Origin of the sequence: Pantoea endophytica (genome assembly GCF_002858935.1) — a bacterium.
Lineage (GTDB): Bacteria > Pseudomonadota > Gammaproteobacteria > Enterobacterales > Enterobacteriaceae > Pantoea > Pantoea leporis.
Genome location: NZ_PJRT01000032.1, coordinates 34,757 through 55,376, shown reverse-complemented (window position 1 = coordinate 55,376; position 20,620 = coordinate 34,757). Strand labels below are relative to the sequence as shown.

Here is a 20,620-nt window from a genome sequence, read left to right as displayed (position 1 = left end):
AATTACTTACCGTCTGATTTGGTTACGCCGGGCGCCGGGTTATCCTGCGGCAGACCTTCGAGGCCTGACTTCACGTCAGCATTCTCTTTGGCCTTAGATTCGGCGCTGTTGGTTTTCGCCTGAGCAAATACCAGCTCGTTTTTCACATAGGGCTGGTCTTTATGCTGCTCCAGCCACTTATCGAAAACTGCCTTATCGACGTTCTCTGTCAGGCCGTAGCCACCAATTACGGTGGCTGAATTTGCGCCATTCAGTACGATCGGCTGAGAGCCTTCAACATCCAGCACCAGACCATTCGGCAGTTTGCATCCTACAGTTACGACTTCAGCCATTTCTTACACTCCCAGCATGGTGGCGATTGCCAGCGGTTGACGGATGATTGCACCCCAGGTGCCGCCAGATTTTTTCTGCTTCCATGATGACTCTTCAGTTACCACTGCATGCGCACGCATCTTCTCGGTGAAGGCGGCGTAAGCGGTGTCCTGCTCACCTAAGCGATCGGCGATCAGCTGAACAATTTCACCGGCTGTAGTTGAGTACTCGATAGCCGTCTCAATCTTCAGGTTCGGGAAGTTCTTCTTCAGCAGGTCGGAGACGTTCACGTTATACATGTTCGTCTTAGCCAGGTTCACAGACATAGCCGGTGACATAGCAAGCGTCATCGGCGTGCTCATGTCCAGCAGGCCTTTGGTCTGCGATACCAGTTGACCGAACAGCTTCAGGATATCGTCATACACAGCCTGACCATCTTTGGTAGACCATGTAACACCGCTACCGGTGCCGGTTGCGTTTGGCGTGATTGACGCTGGCAGCGATGGGTCGTTCAGCAGGCCGTAGTTCTGCAGGCCAGCGATGCCGTAGAAGTAGGATTTGTTCTGGAACTTATTCAGCACCAGAGCAGAAGCCACGTTCAGTTCAGCGGCGTAACCGATACGCGCAGCACCGTACATTTCCAGTTCGCGCTCACCCCAGCGGGTATGAGTCTGGTAATGGTAGGACTGACGCGGCACCCAGTTAACGTTCGCTGCGGTCATGCCGTTGTGGTTGTAGTCACCGTAAGAGCTGGTTTCACCCGCTGATTCCACGATCGGGAACTGCGCGGTAAGAGTGGTCCAGTCGCCTTTTTTCACTTCACCGATGATTTCTGCAGCCTTCATCGGGGTGACAAGTACGCGGATGAGTTCCGGATCAACGTAGTTGGTGAAGAATGCCGGAATACCTGAGCTACCAGTGGTAACCATTGTTGGCTGGGCATCCATCGCCAGAGAGAAGTTTTCTGCAAACTCCGGCTTCAGGTAGTCTTTCGCGCCCGGCAGCACGATGCCGTACTTGCCGCTCGCTGCGGCGTAGTGCTGTTGAAACTTATTCATTAGTTGCTCCAGGTGCTGATTTTAACCAGTTCGTTTGCTGCTGCGACGCTACCGGCTTTAAATGGGGTTTCGACATAACCGGCGATCGTGGCGCCAGCCGCACCCGTCTGAACCTGACCAGTGGTCAGCGACGCAAAGATTTTCTGTCCGCGCGTAGCAGCAGTAGAAGTACGCGCCCAGAAGTCACCAGCAACCATCAGGGTCACTTCGCGACCGGACTGGATAACGTTTGATGATGCGCCCAGCCATGTGGTGATTACGGCCTGACCATCGCGATGCACGAAGCCAGAAGGAACGCCGGTGCCGGCATTAGATGCCACGCCGTTAACGTCCCATGCAAAGCGGCCAATAGTCAGGCCGTCGGTGCCTGCAACCAGCGCTGCTTCACCAGCCAGATAGGTGGCATGTTCGTTGGTGCTTGCGAAGCCACCTTCAACACCCGGAGCCGGGTATTGGTTAATTACACTCTGAAAACCTGCCATCTCAGTAACCTCGTTTCAGTTTGCCAGCGGTCGGGAACTCTTTCTCGAAGTCGCTGATGGAAGCGGCGTCCTGCGCAATAGTTACAGGGCGTGAATTTTCTTTGTGGCTGATAGCCTGAGCTACCATCGCGCGGAACGCTGAAGGGTGAACGCCGGATACGTCTACGCCATGCTGTTCCAGTGCGGTGCGGTAAACATCGTCAGCTGAGTCCATCGCAACCAGATCACCTACAAGCGGCTTAACGTCCTGCTCGGCTTGGCGCACTAAGCGGAAGTTTTCAGCAGCTTTCTTAGTGGCGTTGTCAGTAGCGTGGCGAATGGCAGCATCCATAGCGGGCTTATCCACTTTCTCGTCCTTTTCGTCTTTGTCGTCGTCTTTGTCGGCATCCTGAGCAACTGCAGGTGACAGAGCGGCGGAGATTTTGGCGATCAACTCTTCCGATACGCCAGCTTCGCGCAGCAGAGAAATAATCGATTCGTTATCGTCATCACCTGCAACCTTCACTTCTTCTTCCGGCTCAACGCCTTCAGCAGAAGCCTCGATGATTTCAACCAACTCTTCCGGCTCAAGCTCCATGTCGGCGGCCAGTGTCGGTTTGTATTTGCTGGAGATGGCCTGTGCAATTGCCTTCGGTGTTTTGTGGGCATTCAGGATGGCCGTCAGGTCTTTCGGGGCGGCGTCCTGAGCCAGTCGCGGCTTAAGGTACGCTCCCAGCGCTGCACGGATGGCAACGCCTTTGCGGTCTAACTTCATTTGTTTGAACTCCTGTGGGAGAGAATCGCCGACTACTACGTCAGCTCCTGCGCGGCCGGTTTCGACCAGTGCAACGTGGTTCCCGACGATGTCACGCATGACGCCGTCAAATGCTTCGCCATCTGGTGCTTCGCCGGGAGTCATGTCAGCCCTGTACTGGTACGAGGACGACAGTTCTTTTTGCTCTTCAGTCTCAATGCCTGCGATAGCCGAGTTGTCCCAGATGGACAGGCCATTAGCTAAATACGTGCCATCGAAGGAAGCGCTTGAGTGGGTAGAGCCAACCCGATATTCGCGCGGCGGGTCGCCGGGGAAGTCAGGGGTATGAATGCAGAGGATCGGAATGTTGTTGAATGTCGGCGCGGCTTTCTTAAGTTCTTCAGGGTCGCGGTACAGCCGGTAGATTTTGTCAGGGTCAAGGCCCAACTCTTCATGACCGGGAATCTCTCGCCCGTAATAGGGGCAGACATTCGCTTTGCTGATGTTGCTGACTGAAACCTGAAGCCTGCCGACATGATCGAGTTTGCGCACGGATGCGCGGTCAAACGCTAACCGTTCGATAGTCATGTATTTTCTCGGATTGCAGGCAATAAAAAAGGCCGCCTAAGCGACCTTGATGAAATTCATTGAAGGGGTGAGAGTACCCGAGGCAGGAATCGAACCCACCCGCAACCAGTTGCATCGCTGGCCACTTAATCCATAGCCTTCACGCCTGAAGGCATCACGGATACTCTCACTCATCCGATTATAACAATTGGTTTTAATGTAAGCCAGGAATAACCGGCGACCATGTGCAGCGGCAATTAATCTCTTCGCCGGGAAGAGTCCACTTACCATCCAGATACAGCCCTTTCGACAGGTCGAACTTCTTACCATCAGCCTTCACGTGTGATTGTCGTGGCTCTTTTCCTGCGTGAGAGTGGCGCCAGATGCCCTCAGTGATGCCGAGTGACTGCTGCCTTGCCGTCTGCATAACTGCGGTGGCTTTGTTGTTCTGGTCGCGTGCAATGAGCGCTGCCCGCCTGCGCGTGACGCCGTATCGATGCTGCAGCTCATCAGTCAGTGTCGAAAGGTCTCGCCCACGACTTACCGACTGCATAACCAGCGTTTCCACTTGCGTGAGATATTGCTCGGGAATGCTGGTAATCAGGTTCACGTTTTCTGTGATGGTCGCCTGCAATGCGTTATTCATCGCTGGCGTCATTTTGAACTGAACCGTCATGCCGGCTGTCTCCAGCGCGTTATACAGCGACACGTCAGAGTTCTTCTGCGCCTGACCTGCGAACCGGTCAGCAAGCTTTGCGGCCACATCATCGAAACGCTTCTGCCAGCGCTTAGCCAGCTTCTTCATCGCGTCACGCATAAAAACCGCTGGCGATGCGTCCATTGCCATTGCGCCGGATGCCCGGTAATTCGCTTTCAGCCAGTACACCACCGAGTCGTTCATTTCGGTGATGAGTTTATCCAGCTGCTTGCGATACCAGGCTTCGACACCGGCGTTAGGCCTTGTCGGGCGGATCGTCTTCGGACTCGGTTTCCTCGTTTTCGTCGAGGTCACCTTCTTCGATTTCGATGTCATCGCTTAAGTCCAGTGAGTGGTAAGGGCTTTCGGGGTCGTCAGCAATCTTCTCGCGTATCTCGTTATTCGATAGCGCACCAATGCCCTGATAAACCGCGTCAGTGTCAGCATCAACCTTGCGGATGTCAGCCTTCTCTTTCGCGCTCATCTCAAACAGCGGTTCGAATTCAAAGAAGATATCCGGGTCGATTTCGCCAAACTCTGAAAGCTGAATCACGTCCATCACGCGCTTCAGCGGGGCACTGAACATTGCCTGCTGTAGTGAATGGATGTAGTCGTAGAAAACGCGAATCTCGCCGTCTGACGAAGCATTCAGGCCATTTGGTGTGATGCCCAGCAACTTGACCAGCGGGATACTTGAAACTGCCGCCATGTGCTCCTGAGACTGCGCCTGCAGCACATCAAGTCCGGACAGCGGAGCGTTCACGAACTCAACCGTTTCTTCGCTCTCGCCGATATTGTTCTTGGCAAACACACCACGGTTATCACGGCAGCGGTTAAACAGCTCCATGCGGCTAAGCAGCTCATCCGCGCCATTTCCCATCAGCACCTGACTCATGTCGGTACCGAGCACAGGAATGCTGAAGGAGTGAATCATGTCGCTGACGCTGTCACGCGTGCGCAGCCAGTTGTTCACGTAAGGCTCTGCCATTTGCACCAGTGACAGCCCACGGAAGTTATACGAGGACTTCAGCAGGTCTGGAACCTGACGCGATACGAAATCAATCATTCGGCTGGCGTGAACCGTTTTACCCATCACAAACCATTCTGTCGGCTTGTAGAAATCAGGGCTTAGCGGGTTGCTAGCGTTGTAAACGCCGGGGTATGTCCAGACAGGCTCGATGACCTGCAAACCCTTCAGGCTGCCTTTGGTTATCTTCTTGTCGCTGATGAACAGCTTGCTTTGCAGCTCAGCATCATCAGTCCAGGCCGATACATTTTTAGGCGACAGGACATCGATATAAATCTGTCCGCCGCCGAAGTAACCATCGTGCTCCGCTGCTTCGCGAAACTTCTCGCGCACCTGATAGCGCTCCAGCGCATCAACCAGTTGTTTAACGCGCTCTGATTTGTCGTCATCTCCCACCGTCTTGAGCTTGATCCACTTGCGTGTCATCTCTTCGGCGATGGTGCCGACCATCTTGCGATACTCTGGCTTCTGCGCCATTGCTGCGAGATAGGGATAACCGGGGAAGCTGTCGAGGTTGCCGTAGCCCATACCCATCGCGTAGGCATCATTCATCGCAACGTAGTCGGTGGAGTCCATTGCAAGAACAGCAGTCTCGATGTTTGCGGGGATGACGCCTTTAGGTGGTTTGTACGGCTTAAACTCTCTGGCAGGCTTTGCTGTGACGCTGGCAACTTCTTCGGGCTTAATCTTCATCACCGGCTTTTCAGGCGGCTTCACCGGCTCAGGCGCGGCGATCTCTTTTTTCTTAAAAGGCCACACTTAAATTCTCCCGAGTTGGCGTGGGTCGATGACCATGGGCTTCCTGATAAGTGGTGCGTACGCCATAATCAGCGAGTCAGCCATGTTTGGTGACGGTATTCCGCGCTTCTTCATGTCCTTTTTGCTCTCAACCTTCACCTTTCCGTTGCCGTCGTAGTCAACCCATGGGCGTGACAACTCAGCCTTGAGGTATTCAAGTTTCGGAATGGAAGATGAGAGGCTTATCAGCTCGTCAGGTTTGTACTCGAGCGTGCAATTCGGGTCGGCTTTACGGGCCTCGACGCTGCGCCATGTTTTGTAGAAGCGATCGCGTACATGCCACCATGCCTGCGCTTTGATGTTCGCAAACATGTCTTTGTTCTTCTTGCCAGCCATGTATTCAGATTCAGGATGCAGGACAGCGCCGCCGGCATTGAAGCCCTGTATGTTCACTTTGGCTATTCTGCCCAATTGCGCTTTTACGCCAGCGCCGACACCGATGGAGTCATAAATGATTTCATCAGCATGCTGCTGCTCGGCATAGAGGTTTACGCGGTTGGATGATTCGATAACATCACCCTTATCCCATTCCTGCACATCTACAGCCACTGAACCATGACGAAGCGTCAGGGCATTGCTGTCTTCACCCTCATCAGCTACGTCGAATCCAACTCGCTTTTCTCCGGCAATGTCGAACCCAAGCAGCTTGTGCGCATCAACCGCAGCAGCAATCCACGATGGCTTGATGATTGCCATATCGCTGTCAGCGACCGGCTCGCCTTCCCAGATGTGCAGATAGAGGTCGTAGTCTTTACGCTTGCATTCCTCCATCTCCAGCCGCAGAACGTCAGGGAACCATGGATTCTCGCTGTAGTTCACTGTGAGCAGGCAGATGTCATCAGGCGGAGCGATTACAAAGCGCTGATGCGTGTCGTCCAGAATGTTTTTCGGGTTGTAGCTGACCCATATTTCAGATCCGGGCTTACGAATGGTGGGGATCAGGATGTCCCACGACTCTTTTGATACCGCTTCTGCCTCTTCCATCCAGCAGATATCGATACCCTCAAGCGATTTAATTTTTGTCGGGTTGTTCTTGATGCCGTAGAACATGAACTCGCTACCGGTGAACAGGTGGCGAATACTGGCACGCTGAACTTCGAACTCAGCCTGATATCCTTCACGGTTGATTGTGTCGTCGAGCAGACGAATAACTGAGTCGCTGATACTGTTCTGCAATTCGCGGGCGCAGAGAAAGCGATAAGCGCCCCGCCTGGCTATCTCTACCAGTAAGCGTGCGATCGTCCAGCTTTTCCCTGACCCGCGACCACCTTTGCTACTTTGTAGCGGGCAGGCTTAACAAAAGGTCTGAATATGGGATTAATTGCCGTCATCGTCGAATAGCTCACTGAGGGATTTGTTCAGGTTGATGCCAATGGCGCCATGCAGTTCAACCACCTGCTTGTCGAGTCCGGTAAGCTTGGCCTTGCCCATCGTCGCCGCTACAGCAGCTGAAGACTGAGGAGTTTCAGCAGTTAACGCTGCTTGCCTGGCCTCTTCCAGTTCACGTATGAGGGAGTCGACAGTCACATCATGACGAGCTCTAACGTCAGCCTTCAATTCTGCAACCCTTACCGATACCTTACCGCTGGAGAGAAGCTCCGACGCCTTTACGTGCACTGCTTCCGGTTTCATCTTGTCAGCAGCATACGCCGTCCGATAAGCCTCTGAAGCATTACCCGTTTCGATGTATGCCTGACAGAACTTTTCTTGCTTCTGAGTCAGGCCATTCATATCAAATCAATCCTGCAGTTCGTGCCTTAGCAAGCAGCGCGTTGAAGTCAGCCACCAGGCCAGCAACATCGGTTGCGGTTGAATCAGCCTGCGTTGCCATTTTCTTCACGCCACCGATAGCAGCGGTCGTTGCTGGAGGCAAAGTGTAATCGCCACCCTCAACATCTTCAGGTGTTGCTACGTCTACCGGGTAGCCGCCAACTGACATGCATTTAGTGCTCATGTTCGATTCCTCGCTTGGGTAAATCATTATCAGAGCCACCTGGAAAAGTTGATGGCTCTTGTAATGCCTTACAGGTACTTCTGCGCCAGCGCTTTCAGCTCATCTTTAGCGGCGATGCCCAACTGATTGACGCCCTGCTCAACGAAGGTGAAGGCTGCTTCGAAATCTTTCACGCCGGTTTTTACTGCAACTACTGGTGCTGCTTCTTGTGCTTCTGCTGCTACTGGATCTGATGCGGTGATATCGCTCACGGTGTTTTCCCTGGTTGAAGGCTCTGCTTTCGTCAGCAGCCATTTAAGTGGATTCATTTCTTGTCTCCGCACAGCTTGTCGTACAGGTCGTTATGAGCGTTGATAGCCCGGACGGTTCTGATGTCCATGACCTTGTAGTCGTCGCCGTGGGTGATGATGGGTGAGAATGCGCTACAGGATGAATCGACTACCTGTGTTGGCTGGTTAGTCGGCTGAGTTGTACTTCGACCGCTGCAGCTTGTCGCGAGCAGCACTATCGCTAATGCCGGAATTAATCGACTGAACATTCTTGGCGGCCTCCGCGTTCTCGCTCTGTTTCTTCGCTACTTCCTCAACCTGGCTCTTATCTTTTTCAGCAGCAGCCACATCTGCCTTTGCCTGCGTCTGGACAGTGCCAACTTTCTTACCTCCGAAGTAACTCGTCAGTAATGCAGCCACAACAGCAAGAGCGGCCAAAACGTAATTCCAGCCGCCGGTGAGGAATGAGAGGATTTCGCTCATGACTTAATCTCCATCCGCTCTTTGCTTGCGAGAAGTTTATTCTGGCGTATGAACTGAGCAATTACGCCCATTGCCACCATGAAAGCGCCAATCATGCCCAAGTAATTATGGGGTAGCATATCTTTGACATCAGGCGGCAGGCTTGACCACGCATCAAGCGCAGCTGTGGGAAATGATTGCACCCACGCGCTAAGCATAGAACCGAGTGACGCCAGCCAAACGCTCCACGCTTTAAACAACAATTTGGCATGGGCAACGAATTCGAGACTGGTGTATTTGCGAATCAGCAGCAGCGCGATAATCATGGCGAAGATAATCAGTATCCATACAAGGAATGTCATATCAGCCCCTTGTAGATGTCGTAGCTGCCGGTGCGCATCACATCAGCGTGACGCAATACGCGATTCTTTGTCTGGCGGGCCCACAGGCTATTCATCATCCCGTTAGCTGCTCCGGTAAAATTGCCCACTGCAATCATCGACAGCGTGTTTTTGAAACCAGCCAGGCCATTGGTGCCAAGCTGGTAAGCCATGCTGATCAGCATATCCGACCGTGCAGGATTGCATTGCTTCAGCGCAGCGTAGATTGCGGGGTTAGCACGCATCTCTGCTGTTTTAACGTCGACCAGTTCCTGCAGCCATACATCCGATACATTCTTGGATAGAGTGAACGTGTAGTTGGTGACCGGTGAGCCTTTTGGGCCAATCAGAAAGCCGGTGCCGATTGTCGGGTAACCTTCAGAGTCGATATAAGCGCGAGGCTTAAAACCTTCCTCAAAATTGAGGATCTGAATAATCTGGCTCATCGCTTCTGATCCTCCTGAATGTCCCGATTAATCTGCTGAGGCAACTGGTCAACTTTCTGCTTAATTTCATTCACCACCTTGTCTCGTGCTTCGGTCTTTGGAAGGTATTCAGACCGGGCAAGGAAATACCCTGATGACATGCCACCAAGGAAGATAGCCAGCGAGGTAAGAGAGACGATGAGCACGGTGCGCAGGGTGACGGGACGATCGTCCAGTAATTCTGTCATCGTTAAACCCTCAGTGAATCCCTGAGCTCTACCACCTGCTTCATCAGCTCGATGTTGGATGTGGTGAGTTCGTGAATTTGTTCTTTGAGAAGAGTGTTCTGCTCTTCGAGATGTCGCTGAGATTCCTGGATGAGCCGGAGAGAGGTTTTAGTCTCGCCAATCTCCGCCCAGTATTTCCGGATAGTCTCGTCGCGCTGCTCTATCTCATCGCGAAGCTCTTTGTTTTCCGCCTTTGTGCTCTTAAGCTCATCGGTCAAAAACTGAAGCATGTTCATCTGAGAGCGGTCATTGGCGTTTGCCGCCCTGCCGCTTACCCAGTATCTGGAGAATCCAAGAATTCCAGCTACGCACGCAGCAAGTGAACCGCCGGCGCCTATGAAAAACTCTTTGGTAATTTCGAAGTCCATAGCCGTCTCCGGCGATCCCGGATATTCCGGCCCATTGCTGTGAATAAAAGACGCCCGATGCCAGACACGATAACGAGGGATGTTTGATTTGATTGGCATGGGCGAAAGAAGTGATCAGCTCTATGGCTGACCTATAATTTCAGGCAATCGCAAAAGTGCCTGATTTTGAGATTTGGTTGCTGGATGCCGCAGTTTCGAACCGTCCAGCGCGGAAGCCTCATGACCCATCAGCGGCGTTGGTTCCCGCATCATCCTTTCAGATGCGGGGCGATCCAGCTGACTGCCAGAATTTGGTGTTCGCGGACGGGTTTGAACCTTCAATCGACCGATTATGAGTCGGGTGCTTTAACCAATTAAGCTACGCGAACGAATTTGGCGGGAAGGCGTGGAATCGAACCACGATAAGTTGGTTAACAGCCAACCGTAATGACCTTTATACGACCTACCCGGATATTGCAGGCAATAAAAAAGCCCCGCTAGCTGGTGAGGCTACGAGGCTCTTTAACTATCTCACTGTGATGGAAATTGTCGCTGCTGGCTCATTTAAGAACACTTACGGCAGCTTACATCCAAATTGTGGCTCATTGGCTCAATGGAGTCAACCCCTACTATGCGACTTTTCTAATTTTCACTACACGTTTACGATCGTTGAATGCATTTAGCAACGGAGTATAGAGAAGATACAAACTCGCATTGAGTATTTCGTCCACTTCTCGCCGGCAAGTAATCATCGATGGTATGCGATAGCTTTCACCACCGCGACCCGACATTTTGCGAGGACTTGCGCACTTGTGATAGTAAGATGCGATCGCACGCTTGGAAGAGCCGTGCGCGTAGTAACTGAGCAGGATGCCAAGAGCTTTTTTATCGATGCACATGACGGAGTCCACGACCTGAGAAATCAAGAGTCCGTCATCATCGTTGCACATTGGCCGATATGGATAGGATTGTGGTTCAACAGTAGCCATGTATTGCGCTATGACGCTGGTCATGCGCTTTTCCAGTCTTCCTGAATACACCCACGCTCCCCACAGTTCTAACCAGCCATTCAGCCAGTCATGTTGATCTTTGCTGAGATTAAGCTCGCGTACTGGCATGGTGCCCTCCCATAAATTTTGCTGAGTTCCGGATAATTCGATAGTTGATCTCATACATGCCGCGCATCTTCATGATGCGTAGCCGGAGCCACTTCTGTCTGAGGTAGTCGGTCATGCGGCCTGCTCCAATTCAGTGATGATGATTTCTAACCTGCCGCCCTTAACCACTTCGCAGCGCACCATGCGAACGTCATCAATCAGGCTGTCGTCAGCGATAACACCTGCTTGTGTGAGCGAGTCGAGGGGGGCTTTGAAAAGGTTGTCGAGATCACGCCGGGCGCGTGTAGGTGGATATGCAAGAACTTTTACTTTCAGCCTGCCGGCCAGTTGGAATTGCTGATTTGCTTCTGTAATTTGCTGAGTTACTGCTGAGGTGTATTCCCTTCCCTTTTTGCTTTTTATCTTTCGACCGCGGAACACTGAGAAGAGGTTATTGTTTCCGGGCGGCCACGGTAGCGTAAGCCTGTATTCGTTCATCGCTTAAGTTTCCCCTCCTGCAGTAATGCGCTTTGCGTCCTGATAACGCCCTCAAGGTGAGCCAGTCGTGTCTCTGTCACTTCACAGTGGCGCGTACGGCGATCTATTTCGTCGTGGCACGCTGAGCATGCCCAAGCTCCGAAGAGGTCATCAGGCTTCATTCCGGTACCGCAAATGCCGGGCATGCGGTAATGAGCCAATACGACTGTTTCTGGATTACCGTTGCAGATGCCAATCAACCTCACCTGGCATTCTCTGCCGCGGGCTTCATTGCGTAACTTGGTCATCGCTCTCTCCGTGCATTCTGAAGTTGTCGTCTTGCATCCAACCGGCGCAGCAGCGGTCGCAGGCATATACCCAATCCGGCAGCAGTTCCGAACCGCAGCCAGCGCACTCCAAAGCAGATAGCTCGCCAGCGCCAGTAGGCTGATTTGATGGGGTTGTGTTGCTCATACTCCTCCCACTTGAGGTCTTTTTCGCACGATTCGCATGCGACTGAGTACCAGTGTTTATCTTCACTGGTGAGGATGGTGTGGCAGCGGTGGCAGCGTTCACGCGGCATCTGTTTTCTCCTGCATCTTCAGGAAGACAATCATGGCTGCGCGGCGCGGGTTGGCGTCGTAGCACTCTATGCTTGGTTGATTCCATCGCCAGGACTGAGCAAACCACTCTTCCGTTCCTGCTGACTCAGGCGACTGAAGAGATATTGCTGACCGCTGAATGATTGGCCCTGCAGAAGCCCAATCGTTGCAGAAATCAAACCAGTGATAATTTTTGTTCACATCAACCATGCCAGCTGAACGATTGTCGGCGTTATGCGCGTAGTTGAGAGGTTTCATGCCCGATTTAATCGCCAGCACACGCTTGTTAATTTCAAAGTCCGTAAGTTTGCTGTAATCCATCACTGGCTCCATATTGAGTTCTGATATTGCTTGCTTGGTTTAGGTTCGTGGCGGTATTCAGGCAGCAGCGCGGAAACGAGCCAGAACTTCGGATCGAATGCGAGCGTCTTTTTGGTTTGAATCTGCCGGGAGGTGTAGCGCTGAATAAGTTCGTTTGCGGTGGTGGTGTCGAGCGGTTCCGGGTGGGTGAACCATGTTCGCTTCATCCATACCTCCGGTGCAGATACATGCAGCTGTAGTAATTAACGCCCGTCGCCTCTGCAACTTGCCGGTACGTCATGCCTTCCGCTTTACAACGAAGGATGTTGCTTAGATCCTTAGCGGTGTAACGCCGCTGACATTTTTCTCCAAAACCGATTTTGTGCTTAAAGGCTATTTGTTGAATGCTTATTACGCTGCGCCCTAGCATCTCTCCTACCTGTGCTGCTGTTTTGGTTTTAGATAGCTTCCTGACCTTGCTGATTTCTTCCTTGCTATACGGTTTACCCATTCTGTTTATCCTTCATCACCTGATACTCACTGTCTCCGGGGATAGTCAATCGCAGGCCCTTCTGGTGAGCCCAGCGGTCTATTTCTGAGAGGTAGTGATGCATTTCACCGGTATCGAGTAGTCGGGTTGATTTGATGTATCTGGTTAGTCCTGCAATGGTCACTGGCTTGGCAGGGCAAAACATATCCTTGAGCCACTCGTGCACCTCTTCGTCAACGAAACTCGACGCACCGGTAGCTGTTAGCTGGTCGGCGACTTCGTTGTTCCATTTCCACATGAGGCTGTTTTGCGGGAGTGATCGCTTTTCGCGGTACTCAGTGATTTTTATTCGCCAGCGTTTGCCGGTAGGGATAATTTGTTGAAGGATTTGCCAGAACTGTTTTTTATTGGACTCGTGCAATACGAAATCCTGCATTTTTACCTCCCTTCGATTGTCTCCACGTAGTCATAGAGGTTGTCGGCTACAGCGCTCAGCAGCAGCTCGATGCTCTGCTTGCTGTGACCGCCTTCGCGAATCATCTGCAGAACTGTTAGCACCGCTGAGTGAGAGTCTTTGATGGGTTGATGCTTAGGACGGAGTGGGATTACGTTGCTCATGGGCTACTCCCGGCTGGTTAGTTGTTCACGCTACGGATGTGTTCACGATTCATGAACGAATGCGGAAGGATGAATTCACGGCAATCATCGCCGCTGGTTTGATGGTTGGTGAACTGGTTCATTTGCGCTTATCCCTCCGAAACATATTCACAATCGTCATTAGCGGCTCAATCAGTAAGCCACGGATGTTTAGCTTTCCTTCGCTGTGAAGCTGAGCTAAACCCAGAGGTGCGATTACTAGCATCAGCGTTACGAAATCAATCATCGCCACCACCATTGAATGCTGAAGCGGTGCAAAGTGAACGAGTAATATGGCTGGTCGTTCCAGAATTTGTCATAGCCCCAGCACGCTACGCTTTTCGGAATTAAGCAAAAGCAAAGCCACCAACCGCCGTGTCGCCCTGGTAATGGAATCTTCATCCTTCCCTCCCATCATTTTCAATCTGCCGGTAGGTGTCCGTTGGTGTCTCAGCGTTTAATCCGAAATGCTCTGCCCATTTCTTCTCAAGAATGTGCGGAGGCGTAGTGATGATGTTGTTTTCAGCGTTACCACACTCTTGCTTTTCCAGCTTTTCCAGTGCTATCTCCATAGCCTGAAGCTTGTATTCATCCTGAATTGAAAGCTCCCCTAACTTGCTTTGGTGGAACCTTAAAACTCCGATTATTTCCCTGCACTTGTCAGCGGTTAGTTTGTTCATCGGTGACTCCTTGATCTTCATAGCTGCCGTACCACCACCCATCATCAGAAGGCTCCAGATAAATTCGGTCCACTCCAACAACTTTGACCAATGCTTTCGAGAATCCAAATTGACCGTTAATGTTGCCAACCCGGTTTCCGTTTTCGTCTTCTTTGCATCGGATGCGTCCCGTCTCTTCGTCGATTTGGATATCCACCCTCTTTCCACGAAGGTTCGTTTCTTTGCTAAATGACCCCGCTGCTCCAACCTTCGTCATCCTGAACCGCACAAACGCTTTCAGGTTACGCCCGTACTTTTGTTTTTTGGTCATGCTCAACATAGATACAAATGCCATTTTCAAAATCCCCCCTTAGTTTTGCTCTTGCCGCCTTTTTCGGAACGGGAATCGCGCTCTGCTCTGGCTTGAGTGACGATTTTCTTCACCGCTTCTGATACCGATGAGTTTCTGAAAACCTCCTGCAATAATTCCTCGCGAGGCAGTCCGTGAATTACCTGTGTCATGACGCAGTCCTCTTGCCAGAGAAAAGCTTGCCGGATGCAAACAGCAGTGCGAGATGAACGTGCGATGCAGCGCTACGCATGTGCAGCTCTTCGAGCTTATGCAGCTCAATCGTGATGCTTTGAGCCTGCGGGTTGTCCGCGTAAAAGTACGAGGCAATGGTTAATACATCTTCGTCATCGAGAATCATCAGAACCCCCTCAGGTGGTCTTCAAGGCGTAAGGCATTGTCAGCAGCCATTCTTCTGGCGCTATCCAGTCGCAGCTGCTCCTCTTCGTTTTCGGCTGTGACCAGCGTCAATTCGGCGGCTATGCGGTAAAGCATTCCTTTAGCGCGCTCCATGGCGAGCTGGTCTTCTTTGCTTCGATTACTCATTGCTGCCTCCGTAGCGCCAGTCGTTGGCGGGCTGCTCTTTGTTTTTGTTGTCCGAATACTGCTGCGCGGCCGTCTGCTGATCGACGTTGACGAAGTGGCCATTCTTCCAGCCCATGTAGAACGTCTTGGGCTGGCCAGAGCGGTACTTGCCGATGATGATTTCAGCCAGACCTTTGAGGTCGCTGTTCTCGTTGTAAATCTCGTCCCTGTACGGGAACACGATTACATCAGCGTCTTTCTCAATGGAACTGGAACCAGCGAGGTCGCCCATGTTTGGTCGCTTATCAGCACGGCCGTCAACGTTACGGTTGAGCTGAGCAAGCAGGATGACCGGCACTTTGTTGCGCAGGCAGAACTGCTTGAGCTTGCGGGTGATTTCACCGATGGCCAGGTCAGCGCGTTCGGCTTTCGGCATTGGAATAAGACCGAGGTAGTCGATGGCCAGGAAGCTAAGTCCGCCGTCCATGTTCATGCGTTCGGCCTGAGAGATGATTTCATCGATGGTGAACGAGCCAACCAGCACGAAGTTTGTTTCGTCCATCAGCGTTCCGGTTGCGCCGGTCAGCCTGGTGTAATCCTCCTGGCTCATGCCTAGCGGGTTACGCAGCGTGCCGATTGAGATGCCGCCGCGATCGGCAATGTGGCGCTCTACCACCTGCGTCTCTGACATTTCCATCGAGATCAGCAACCCTTTGCCCTTCTGCCGGCCGATTGAGTTGGAGATGTTGATGGCCAGCTCAGTCTTACCCATGCCGGGACGGCCAGCGATGACGATCAGGTCGGTACGGTCAAAGCCGCCATATTCGTTATCCAGCGCCTCTATGCCGGTCTGCAGGTACAGGCCAGAATCAGTGCCCTTCATGCGCTCTTCCAGAACGTTGAAGTAATCGGGGATCATCTCGCCGATGCGGCGCGGCAGCTTATCGTTGGTCTCGAACTGAAGCCGGGACAGGATGCCGGTTGCTGATGCAATGCTCTCGTTGATGTTCTGAGTGTTGGCGCTGGCCAGCAGCTGTGATGCTTTGGTCAGCTCTTCAACGCCCTTGCGGAGCATCCAGCATTGGCGAACACGTTTAGCCCAGGCTTTGATGTTTGCGGCGGTACGGCACTGTGAGGCAATGCTGAGCACGTAATCACGGCTGCTTTCGTGAATCGAATCGCGCACGGTGAATGGGTCGATTGGCTCGGCCTTGTCCAGCAGAGTGACGATCGCCTGATACATGCTGCGCAGGTGGTGATTAGCGAACGACTCCACCGGCAATTTGCTGGCGATGTCGCGGCAGTCAACGTGATCGCCCTTGATGAGCATTGCGCCGATCAACTGCTCTTCGAAGTCTAAACTGTCCATTTCAGGCCTCCTGGCTGATGATTTTGTCGATTCTCTCCTGACGCAGAGCTGTTTCAATGCCGTACTTCTTACCGGCCGGATTATCACCGCAGGCGTAAGCAGACGGCACGTAGCCGTACTCGATGTAACCGTTGATGAATGTGTCTATTTGCTGAACAGGGCGGCCGGTCTCTTTGCAATGCTTCAGGTGCGAGTCGTACAGGCGCTTGAGTCCCTTCTCCGTGGTAACGCTGACGCTCATGATTTTTGGCAAGCCAAAGTGTTCGGCTTTGCGATTCCATGTGTCTTTGATTCGGTCACGGTCGAAGTGATATTTGCTGACAGGCTGGGGTTTGTTTTCTTCGGAATTCGAACGACTCCCCTCTGGGGATTTAGGGGTATTGTCTTTTGTATTTAAAGAATGTCTTTTGTGTGTCTCTGGTTTAGAGACTTGAACTGTCTCTAACTTAGAGACTTTTTTTGTCTCCAGATTAGAGACAAGGTTGCTAACTTGGAGACACTTACTGAATTGCCACGCTGAAACCTCTTTGTTAACCCCGATTTGACTCCCTTCCATTAACAGGCAATTCATTGAAAGCAGCTCTTTTTTTGCCTTGTTGACGTTCTGCCTGGACAGCCCGGTAAGTTGGGCGATCTGCTCATCAGCAATGCGATCTGTTTTCTTGTTGAAGCCGTATGTTTTACGAATGTAAGCCATCATGATCTTCAACTGACGCGCTGTTAAATCGGCGCTTGCGATAGCCTCCAGTAGCTCGTTAGCGATTCTGGTATAACCATTATCGGTATCGACCACACGGCGCTCCACGACCTGCAAATCAGGCCTGATTGGTGAAACGTTGTCATGGGCAAGGTTACTCATAGCTCACCCCGCCAAAGCTTTTGTAATTAACCATCAATTGACTCCACTTCGTATTCAGCGAAATAACCCTTCGTCATTTCTACGAAGCGCCCTTCTGTTACCGTGTGGGCTTTTCTGCCCTTCCTGGTAACGCCGTCTGGCTGAATGAGGTGGCAGCAATAGATGACCCTTCTCTGCCAATTGCCGGGCATGTCAGCCACGGAAAGAACTTCTAAAACACGCTTGCCCTCACCGTCTGCACGGTAGAAGGTTGTCTCTCCGTAACCGCAATCGGATGGCTCATAGAACTTGTGGCACCCGCCGATCCATTTCTCTTCAGTGACGACTTTTCTTTCCCAGTTTTCATATTCGTTGGTCACCATTCGAAACGGATAAACCGTCTCGAACAGGTCGCCGGCGCTTAATTTATTTACCTGGTCAGGTTTAGGTTTCTTTGGCATAATTACCCCTGTGATTTGATCCAGTCATTTCGCATCAGGCGTCGAATGTTCCAGCATTCGGCGCTTTTTCTTTGCCCAGAATCAGGGCCACTTCTTTCGCCACTGCTTTAGCCAGCTGCGCCGCGTCATCATCAACAATCCCGTATTCCAGAATGTCGATTGCCATGCTCATCTGCCGGAAGAAATTTTTCTTCATGCGGCTTACCTGGTACTCGGCAATACCCAGCCTTTCAGCGAAGGTTTTCTGGCTGATTGATGCCAGCTTATTCAGTAGTGCCGACTCGATTCGGCGCGCGTTCTTGCTTTGAGTTGCTTGTTCCATTGCGTAATATTCCTTTGTTGAATAAGTAATTGCGTGACATTGCGGAGTGCAGTCACGTCATTGAATCGTTTGTTTGATTACTGCCCTTTTTCAGGGCGGGGATGTTTAAGAGCGGGAAAGATTAGGCGGCCTTACTGCCACCTTTGTTGCCGTACATCAACCAGAGCGGATCACACTTGAGCGCTAAGGCCAGTTCAAACAGGAAGCGTGGACGTTGGGTCGTACCATCTTCAATTCGCTGTAACGATTGCTGCTTCATGCCAGCTTTCTCAGCTAACTGCGCCTGAGTAAGATTTAACTCCATGCGCTTCTGTTTGAGGCGTTGAGAAATAGTATCCATAAACTCACCTCCACAGTTTTATCTGTATTCTCTAACAGTTAGTTCTGTTTGTCAATTACAGCTTTAACTGTGAAGCTTGTGTGTAAATGGAGAGGAACATATGAGCCTTGCAGATCGGGTTAAGCAGAGAAGATTAGAGCTCGGTCTCACTCAGACCGATGTGGCAGAAAAAGCGGGCATCACGCAACAATCATGGGCTAGTATTGAGGATGGAAAGACCCTCAAACCTCGCAATATTGTTGGTATGGCTGATGCCCTGAAATGTGAGCCAGCTTGGCTTATGAATGGAGGCACCTTCGTGCCAGTTAGCGAGGTGAATACAAGGAGGATTCCCTTGATTAACTATGTGCAGGCTGGGGCACTCGCCACTAAACCAGCAATAGAGGCAATGGACGGCAGCTTTGAATACGTCCTGACCGACATGGATTGGTCACAGTATACCTTCGCTCTAAAGATCGTTGGTGACTCGATGGAGCCTGATTTTAAGGCCGGGGATGTTATTGTCGTTGACCCGGAGATAGAGCCAGCACCAGGTGAATTCGTTGTGGCTAAGAATGGTGAACATGAGGCCACTTTCAAAAAGTATCGCCCCACGTTCTTCTCTGAAGGTAAGCAACACTTCGAGCTGGTTCCACTGAACAACGACTACCCAACCATGGCTAGTTCCGATCACGCAATCAAGATTATCGGCACAATGGTTGAGCATCGCATCTACCGCCGCAAACGTTAACCACTCATATTGCAAACAAGCCGCCGAAAGGCGGTTTTTTTTCGCCCAATACAAATTTATTTCCCTTCAAATACAGTTTGATACCTCTGAATTCACAAATAATACAGTTTTACCTGTTGACGATAATACAGTTTTATCTGTATCTTTAGTCACACAGCAGGACGCTGAAGCAACAACGGGACAAGAGATGCAGTCCCTGCTCCTTAACAGATAGCGCTGAAAAAGCGCAAACATTCAAAGCAGCAAGCTTTGGGTTGTGGTGGGTAGCTACTTCGTGCAGGTCTCAGCGATAGCTGGTCCAGGATGCCACCACAACACCAAAGCTAACTGACAGGAGAATGACCATGAATGCACAAGAAAAACGCCGTGCAGCTCGTGCTGAGAAGCAATCGGCATGGAAGCAAGCCAACCCCCTGTTGGTTGGCGTGAAAGCATCACCAGCGTGCCGCCCTATCCTCACGCTGAACCGCAAGCCGGCAGATCGTGTAGTGAAGGCAGTCGACACCGATACGGAGTATCACAAGCAGATTCTGGCGGGTGCGGCGAAGTATCTGGGAAGCGAAATCGAGAGTGGGATGTGCATCCCGCAGGTTGCAATTTATAACGCAGGCCATCGCAAAACGGCTGAAGTACTGACGGCGAGGTAAATAGAATGTTTGAAGTGGCGGTTTTTCAGAATGAGGTGCTTTTGTTCGCTTTCAATATCGCAGCAGAGGACGAAGAGGCGGCAGAAGAAACCGTTTCCAGACTCAATGAAATCAATCCTGACTGCCAGTTAATGCTGGTATGCGACACGGCAATTGGCCTCGGTTAGCGCCACCTCCTCCCCTAGTCTGCTTGATAAGCAGAAAGGTGGAGGGGTTTGTTTGCCGGATGTGGCTCAGTTCGCAGCTGGCTATCGGAAATCTAAAGACAACGTGACGGCGAGGTAATGATGGAAGCCATTCTCAACCAGTTTAAACAAGTGGCGCCATATGTCGTCATCGGCGTGAAAGAGAAAGTAACCGCGGCAATGTCGGAATCAGAAGTGAGGGCAGTTATCCATGAGGAGATTGTCGCTTACTTCACGAATCATAGCCGCCTGGCGATTCAGCACATGACGCTTGGAAGCAATGATCGTGCGACCTTTGCTAGCGTTATGTACGAGCTACTCAAGCCGCTGACGAGTCGGGTTGTCGCAACCACTAACCCGCTGTACGAAGAATATGTCCTGCGGTCGGGTAAAACGGGCGCGCGCAATTACATCACAAACGCATAGGTCGCTTAGGCGGCCTTTTTTTACGCCACCTGTTCACTAAACAGAGTGGACGCAGCACAACTAAAACTGAGGATTAAACATGAGATTTTGCAAAACAGAGTGCAACCCATCATCCGAGACCGGCAAAGCTGACGCTGTGACAATCGGCGACTTCACCATCAGTAACTTCGGTGACGGACAGGTTTGGATTGAAGATGGCGATGAAGATGCGATGGCAATCGATGAATCGAAGCTGGTCGAAGCACTTCGTGAATTATACCGCGACAACTTCTAGGGTGTGGAATCAGCAGAACTGATAAGAGGTGAGTATGGCATTTAAGTTAGGCGATGAAGTTTCATGGACCAGCCAGGCTAATGGCGGATTCACAA

The 20,620-nt window shown here is 51.6% G+C and carries 39 protein-coding genes and 2 tRNA genes; 5 read left to right on the top strand and 36 right to left on the bottom strand.

What is annotated here, in order from left to right:
• Positions 1–2 precede the first annotated feature (2 nt).
• From PZBJ_RS20390 to PZBJ_RS20220, 36 genes are all read right to left on the bottom strand, one after another.
• Positions 3–332 (bottom strand): hypothetical protein, encoded by a 330-nt coding sequence (locus tag PZBJ_RS20390; RefSeq protein ID WP_101764011.1) that lies wholly within the window; start codon positions 330–332, stop codon positions 3–5.
• 3 nt (positions 333–335) lie between these two features.
• Positions 336–1,370: a major capsid family protein gene (locus PZBJ_RS20385; protein ID WP_101764010.1), complete on the bottom strand. Its 1,035-nt coding sequence runs from the start codon at positions 1,368–1,370 to the stop codon at positions 336–338.
• Complete coding sequence (locus tag PZBJ_RS20380; RefSeq protein ID WP_101764009.1) at positions 1,370–1,852, bottom strand: structural cement protein Gp24; 483 nt, start codon at positions 1,850–1,852, stop codon at positions 1,370–1,372. The genes PZBJ_RS20385 and PZBJ_RS20380 overlap by 1 nt, the downstream gene beginning before the upstream one ends.
• A 1-nt stretch (position 1,853) precedes the next feature.
• On the bottom strand, positions 1,854–3,173 hold the full coding sequence (locus tag PZBJ_RS20375) for a DUF2213 domain-containing protein (RefSeq protein ID WP_101764008.1): 1,320 nt from the start codon (positions 3,171–3,173) through the stop codon (positions 1,854–1,856).
• Positions 3,174–3,366: 193 nt separating this feature from the next.
• Positions 3,367–4,053: a phage head morphogenesis protein gene (locus PZBJ_RS20370; RefSeq protein WP_101764007.1), complete on the bottom strand. Its 687-nt coding sequence runs from the start codon at positions 4,051–4,053 to the stop codon at positions 3,367–3,369.
• Positions 4,054–4,105: 52 nt separating this feature from the next.
• Positions 4,106–5,635 carry a DUF1073 domain-containing protein gene (locus PZBJ_RS20365; protein WP_101764006.1) on the bottom strand — a complete coding sequence of 510 codons (1,530 nt, stop codon included), beginning with the start codon at positions 5,633–5,635 and terminating at the stop codon, positions 4,106–4,108.
• Entirely contained in the window at positions 5,636–6,892 is a 1,257-nt protein-coding gene (locus PZBJ_RS20360; protein ID WP_240632929.1) for a PBSX family phage terminase large subunit, read from the bottom strand.
• 99 nt (positions 6,893–6,991) lie between these two features.
• Complete coding sequence (locus PZBJ_RS20355) at positions 6,992–7,405, bottom strand: terminase small subunit (protein WP_101764004.1); 414 nt, start codon at positions 7,403–7,405, stop codon at positions 6,992–6,994.
• Position 7,406: 1 nt separating this feature from the next.
• On the bottom strand, positions 7,407–7,628 hold the full coding sequence (locus PZBJ_RS20350) for a head fiber protein (RefSeq protein WP_101764003.1): 222 nt from the start codon (positions 7,626–7,628) through the stop codon (positions 7,407–7,409).
• A 68-nt stretch (positions 7,629–7,696) separates the two neighbouring features.
• The gene (locus tag PZBJ_RS20345; protein ID WP_101764002.1) at positions 7,697–7,936 is read right to left on the bottom strand and encodes a hypothetical protein; all 240 of its coding nucleotides are present in this window, start codon (positions 7,934–7,936) and stop codon (positions 7,697–7,699) included.
• A gap of 147 nt (positions 7,937–8,083) precedes the next feature.
• Entirely contained in the window at positions 8,084–8,380 is a 297-nt protein-coding gene (locus PZBJ_RS20340; protein WP_101764001.1) for a hypothetical protein, read from the bottom strand.
• Positions 8,377–8,721 (bottom strand): DUF7940 domain-containing protein, encoded by a 345-nt coding sequence (locus PZBJ_RS20335; protein WP_101764000.1) that lies wholly within the window; start codon positions 8,719–8,721, stop codon positions 8,377–8,379. Before PZBJ_RS20335 ends, PZBJ_RS20340 begins: the two co-directional genes overlap by 4 nt.
• Complete coding sequence (locus tag PZBJ_RS20330) at positions 8,718–9,185, bottom strand: glycoside hydrolase family protein (RefSeq protein ID WP_101763999.1); 468 nt, start codon at positions 9,183–9,185, stop codon at positions 8,718–8,720. Before PZBJ_RS20330 ends, PZBJ_RS20335 begins: the two co-directional genes overlap by 4 nt.
• Positions 9,182–9,412 (bottom strand): hypothetical protein, encoded by a 231-nt coding sequence (locus PZBJ_RS20325; protein ID WP_101763998.1) that lies wholly within the window; start codon positions 9,410–9,412, stop codon positions 9,182–9,184. The genes PZBJ_RS20330 and PZBJ_RS20325 overlap by 4 nt, the downstream gene beginning before the upstream one ends.
• A 2-nt stretch (positions 9,413–9,414) precedes the next feature.
• Positions 9,415–9,819: a hypothetical protein gene (locus tag PZBJ_RS20320; protein WP_101763997.1), complete on the bottom strand. Its 405-nt coding sequence runs from the start codon at positions 9,817–9,819 to the stop codon at positions 9,415–9,417.
• A 291-nt stretch (positions 9,820–10,110) separates the two neighbouring features.
• Positions 10,111–10,187: transfer RNA gene (locus tag PZBJ_RS20315), tRNA-Ile, on the bottom strand.
• 5 nt (positions 10,188–10,192) lie between these two features.
• A tRNA-Asn gene (locus tag PZBJ_RS20310) sits at positions 10,193–10,267 on the bottom strand.
• A 160-nt stretch (positions 10,268–10,427) separates the two neighbouring features.
• A complete protein-coding gene (locus PZBJ_RS20305) occupies positions 10,428–10,916 on the bottom strand; it encodes an antiterminator Q family protein (protein WP_101763996.1) in 489 nt (162 codons plus the stop codon).
• Entirely contained in the window at positions 10,897–10,983 is an 87-nt protein-coding gene (locus tag PZBJ_RS24425) for a hypothetical protein (RefSeq protein ID WP_240632928.1), read from the bottom strand. Before PZBJ_RS24425 ends, PZBJ_RS20305 begins: the two co-directional genes overlap by 20 nt.
• A gap of 44 nt (positions 10,984–11,027) precedes the next feature.
• Positions 11,028–11,393, bottom strand: a complete 366-nt coding sequence (locus PZBJ_RS20300; RefSeq protein ID WP_101763995.1) for a RusA family crossover junction endodeoxyribonuclease — start codon at positions 11,391–11,393, stop codon at positions 11,028–11,030.
• Complete coding sequence (locus tag PZBJ_RS20295) at positions 11,390–11,680, bottom strand: DUF1364 domain-containing protein (protein WP_101763994.1); 291 nt, start codon at positions 11,678–11,680, stop codon at positions 11,390–11,392. The genes PZBJ_RS20300 and PZBJ_RS20295 overlap by 4 nt, the downstream gene beginning before the upstream one ends.
• A 264-nt stretch (positions 11,681–11,944) precedes the next feature.
• Positions 11,945–12,295 carry a phage protein NinX family protein gene (locus PZBJ_RS20285; protein WP_158238620.1) on the bottom strand — a complete coding sequence of 117 codons (351 nt, stop codon included), beginning with the start codon at positions 12,293–12,295 and terminating at the stop codon, positions 11,945–11,947.
• Entirely contained in the window at positions 12,295–12,501 is a 207-nt protein-coding gene (locus PZBJ_RS20280) for a hypothetical protein (protein WP_101763991.1), read from the bottom strand. Before PZBJ_RS20280 ends, PZBJ_RS20285 begins: the two co-directional genes overlap by 1 nt.
• Positions 12,498–12,785 carry a hypothetical protein gene (locus tag PZBJ_RS20275; RefSeq protein ID WP_101763990.1) on the bottom strand — a complete coding sequence of 96 codons (288 nt, stop codon included), beginning with the start codon at positions 12,783–12,785 and terminating at the stop codon, positions 12,498–12,500. The genes PZBJ_RS20280 and PZBJ_RS20275 overlap by 4 nt, the downstream gene beginning before the upstream one ends.
• Entirely contained in the window at positions 12,778–13,200 is a 423-nt protein-coding gene (locus PZBJ_RS20270) for a NinB/YbcN family protein (protein WP_101763989.1), read from the bottom strand. The genes PZBJ_RS20275 and PZBJ_RS20270 overlap by 8 nt, the downstream gene beginning before the upstream one ends.
• A gap of 2 nt (positions 13,201–13,202) precedes the next feature.
• Entirely contained in the window at positions 13,203–13,382 is a 180-nt protein-coding gene (locus tag PZBJ_RS20265) for a hypothetical protein (protein ID WP_101763988.1), read from the bottom strand.
• Between the two features lie 416 nt (positions 13,383–13,798).
• On the bottom strand, positions 13,799–14,080 hold the full coding sequence (locus tag PZBJ_RS20260; protein WP_101763987.1) for a hypothetical protein: 282 nt from the start codon (positions 14,078–14,080) through the stop codon (positions 13,799–13,801).
• Complete coding sequence (locus PZBJ_RS20255; RefSeq protein WP_101763986.1) at positions 14,061–14,414, bottom strand: hypothetical protein; 354 nt, start codon at positions 14,412–14,414, stop codon at positions 14,061–14,063. The genes PZBJ_RS20260 and PZBJ_RS20255 overlap by 20 nt, the downstream gene beginning before the upstream one ends.
• Before the next feature lie 2 nt (positions 14,415–14,416).
• Positions 14,417–14,581 (bottom strand): hypothetical protein, encoded by a 165-nt coding sequence (locus tag PZBJ_RS24175; RefSeq protein ID WP_158238619.1) that lies wholly within the window; start codon positions 14,579–14,581, stop codon positions 14,417–14,419.
• Positions 14,578–14,769 (bottom strand): hypothetical protein, encoded by a 192-nt coding sequence (locus PZBJ_RS20250; RefSeq protein ID WP_101763985.1) that lies wholly within the window; start codon positions 14,767–14,769, stop codon positions 14,578–14,580. Before PZBJ_RS20250 ends, PZBJ_RS24175 begins: the two co-directional genes overlap by 4 nt.
• Positions 14,769–14,954, bottom strand: coding sequence for a hypothetical protein (locus tag PZBJ_RS20245; RefSeq protein WP_101763984.1), 186 nt, complete (start codon positions 14,952–14,954; stop codon positions 14,769–14,771). The genes PZBJ_RS20250 and PZBJ_RS20245 overlap by 1 nt, the downstream gene beginning before the upstream one ends.
• The gene (locus PZBJ_RS20240) at positions 14,947–16,302 is read right to left on the bottom strand and encodes a replicative DNA helicase (RefSeq protein WP_101763983.1); all 1,356 of its coding nucleotides are present in this window, start codon (positions 16,300–16,302) and stop codon (positions 14,947–14,949) included. The genes PZBJ_RS20245 and PZBJ_RS20240 overlap by 8 nt, the downstream gene beginning before the upstream one ends.
• A 1-nt stretch (position 16,303) precedes the next feature.
• Entirely contained in the window at positions 16,304–17,161 is an 858-nt protein-coding gene (locus tag PZBJ_RS20235; RefSeq protein ID WP_101763982.1) for a replication protein, read from the bottom strand.
• 26 nt (positions 17,162–17,187) lie between these two features.
• Positions 17,188–17,601: a hypothetical protein gene (locus PZBJ_RS20230; protein ID WP_101763981.1), complete on the bottom strand. Its 414-nt coding sequence runs from the start codon at positions 17,599–17,601 to the stop codon at positions 17,188–17,190.
• A gap of 34 nt (positions 17,602–17,635) precedes the next feature.
• Entirely contained in the window at positions 17,636–17,923 is a 288-nt protein-coding gene (locus PZBJ_RS20225) for a CII family transcriptional regulator (protein ID WP_101763980.1), read from the bottom strand.
• Positions 17,924–18,044: 121 nt separating this feature from the next.
• Positions 18,045–18,263 carry a helix-turn-helix domain-containing protein gene (locus PZBJ_RS20220; protein ID WP_101763979.1) on the bottom strand — a complete coding sequence of 73 codons (219 nt, stop codon included), beginning with the start codon at positions 18,261–18,263 and terminating at the stop codon, positions 18,045–18,047.
• Between the two features lie 100 nt (positions 18,264–18,363).
• On the opposite strand from PZBJ_RS20220, the gene PZBJ_RS20215 reads away from it, so the two are divergent.
• The 5 genes from PZBJ_RS20215 (at position 18,364) to PZBJ_RS20200 (ending at position 20,525) form a co-directional block, all read left to right on the top strand.
• A complete protein-coding gene (locus tag PZBJ_RS20215) occupies positions 18,364–18,993 on the top strand; it encodes a LexA family protein (protein ID WP_101763978.1) in 630 nt (209 codons plus the stop codon).
• Between the two features lie 344 nt (positions 18,994–19,337).
• The gene (locus PZBJ_RS20210) at positions 19,338–19,640 is read left to right on the top strand and encodes a transcriptional antitermination N peptide (RefSeq protein WP_101763977.1); all 303 of its coding nucleotides are present in this window, start codon (positions 19,338–19,340) and stop codon (positions 19,638–19,640) included.
• Between the two features lie 5 nt (positions 19,641–19,645).
• Positions 19,646–19,807: a hypothetical protein gene (locus PZBJ_RS24170; RefSeq protein ID WP_158238618.1), complete on the top strand. Its 162-nt coding sequence runs from the start codon at positions 19,646–19,648 to the stop codon at positions 19,805–19,807.
• A 117-nt stretch (positions 19,808–19,924) separates the two neighbouring features.
• Entirely contained in the window at positions 19,925–20,251 is a 327-nt protein-coding gene (locus tag PZBJ_RS20205) for a hypothetical protein (RefSeq protein ID WP_101763976.1), read from the top strand.
• Positions 20,252–20,330: 79 nt separating this feature from the next.
• On the top strand, positions 20,331–20,525 hold the full coding sequence (locus PZBJ_RS20200) for a hypothetical protein (protein WP_101763975.1): 195 nt from the start codon (positions 20,331–20,333) through the stop codon (positions 20,523–20,525).
• Positions 20,526–20,620 lie beyond the last annotated feature (95 nt).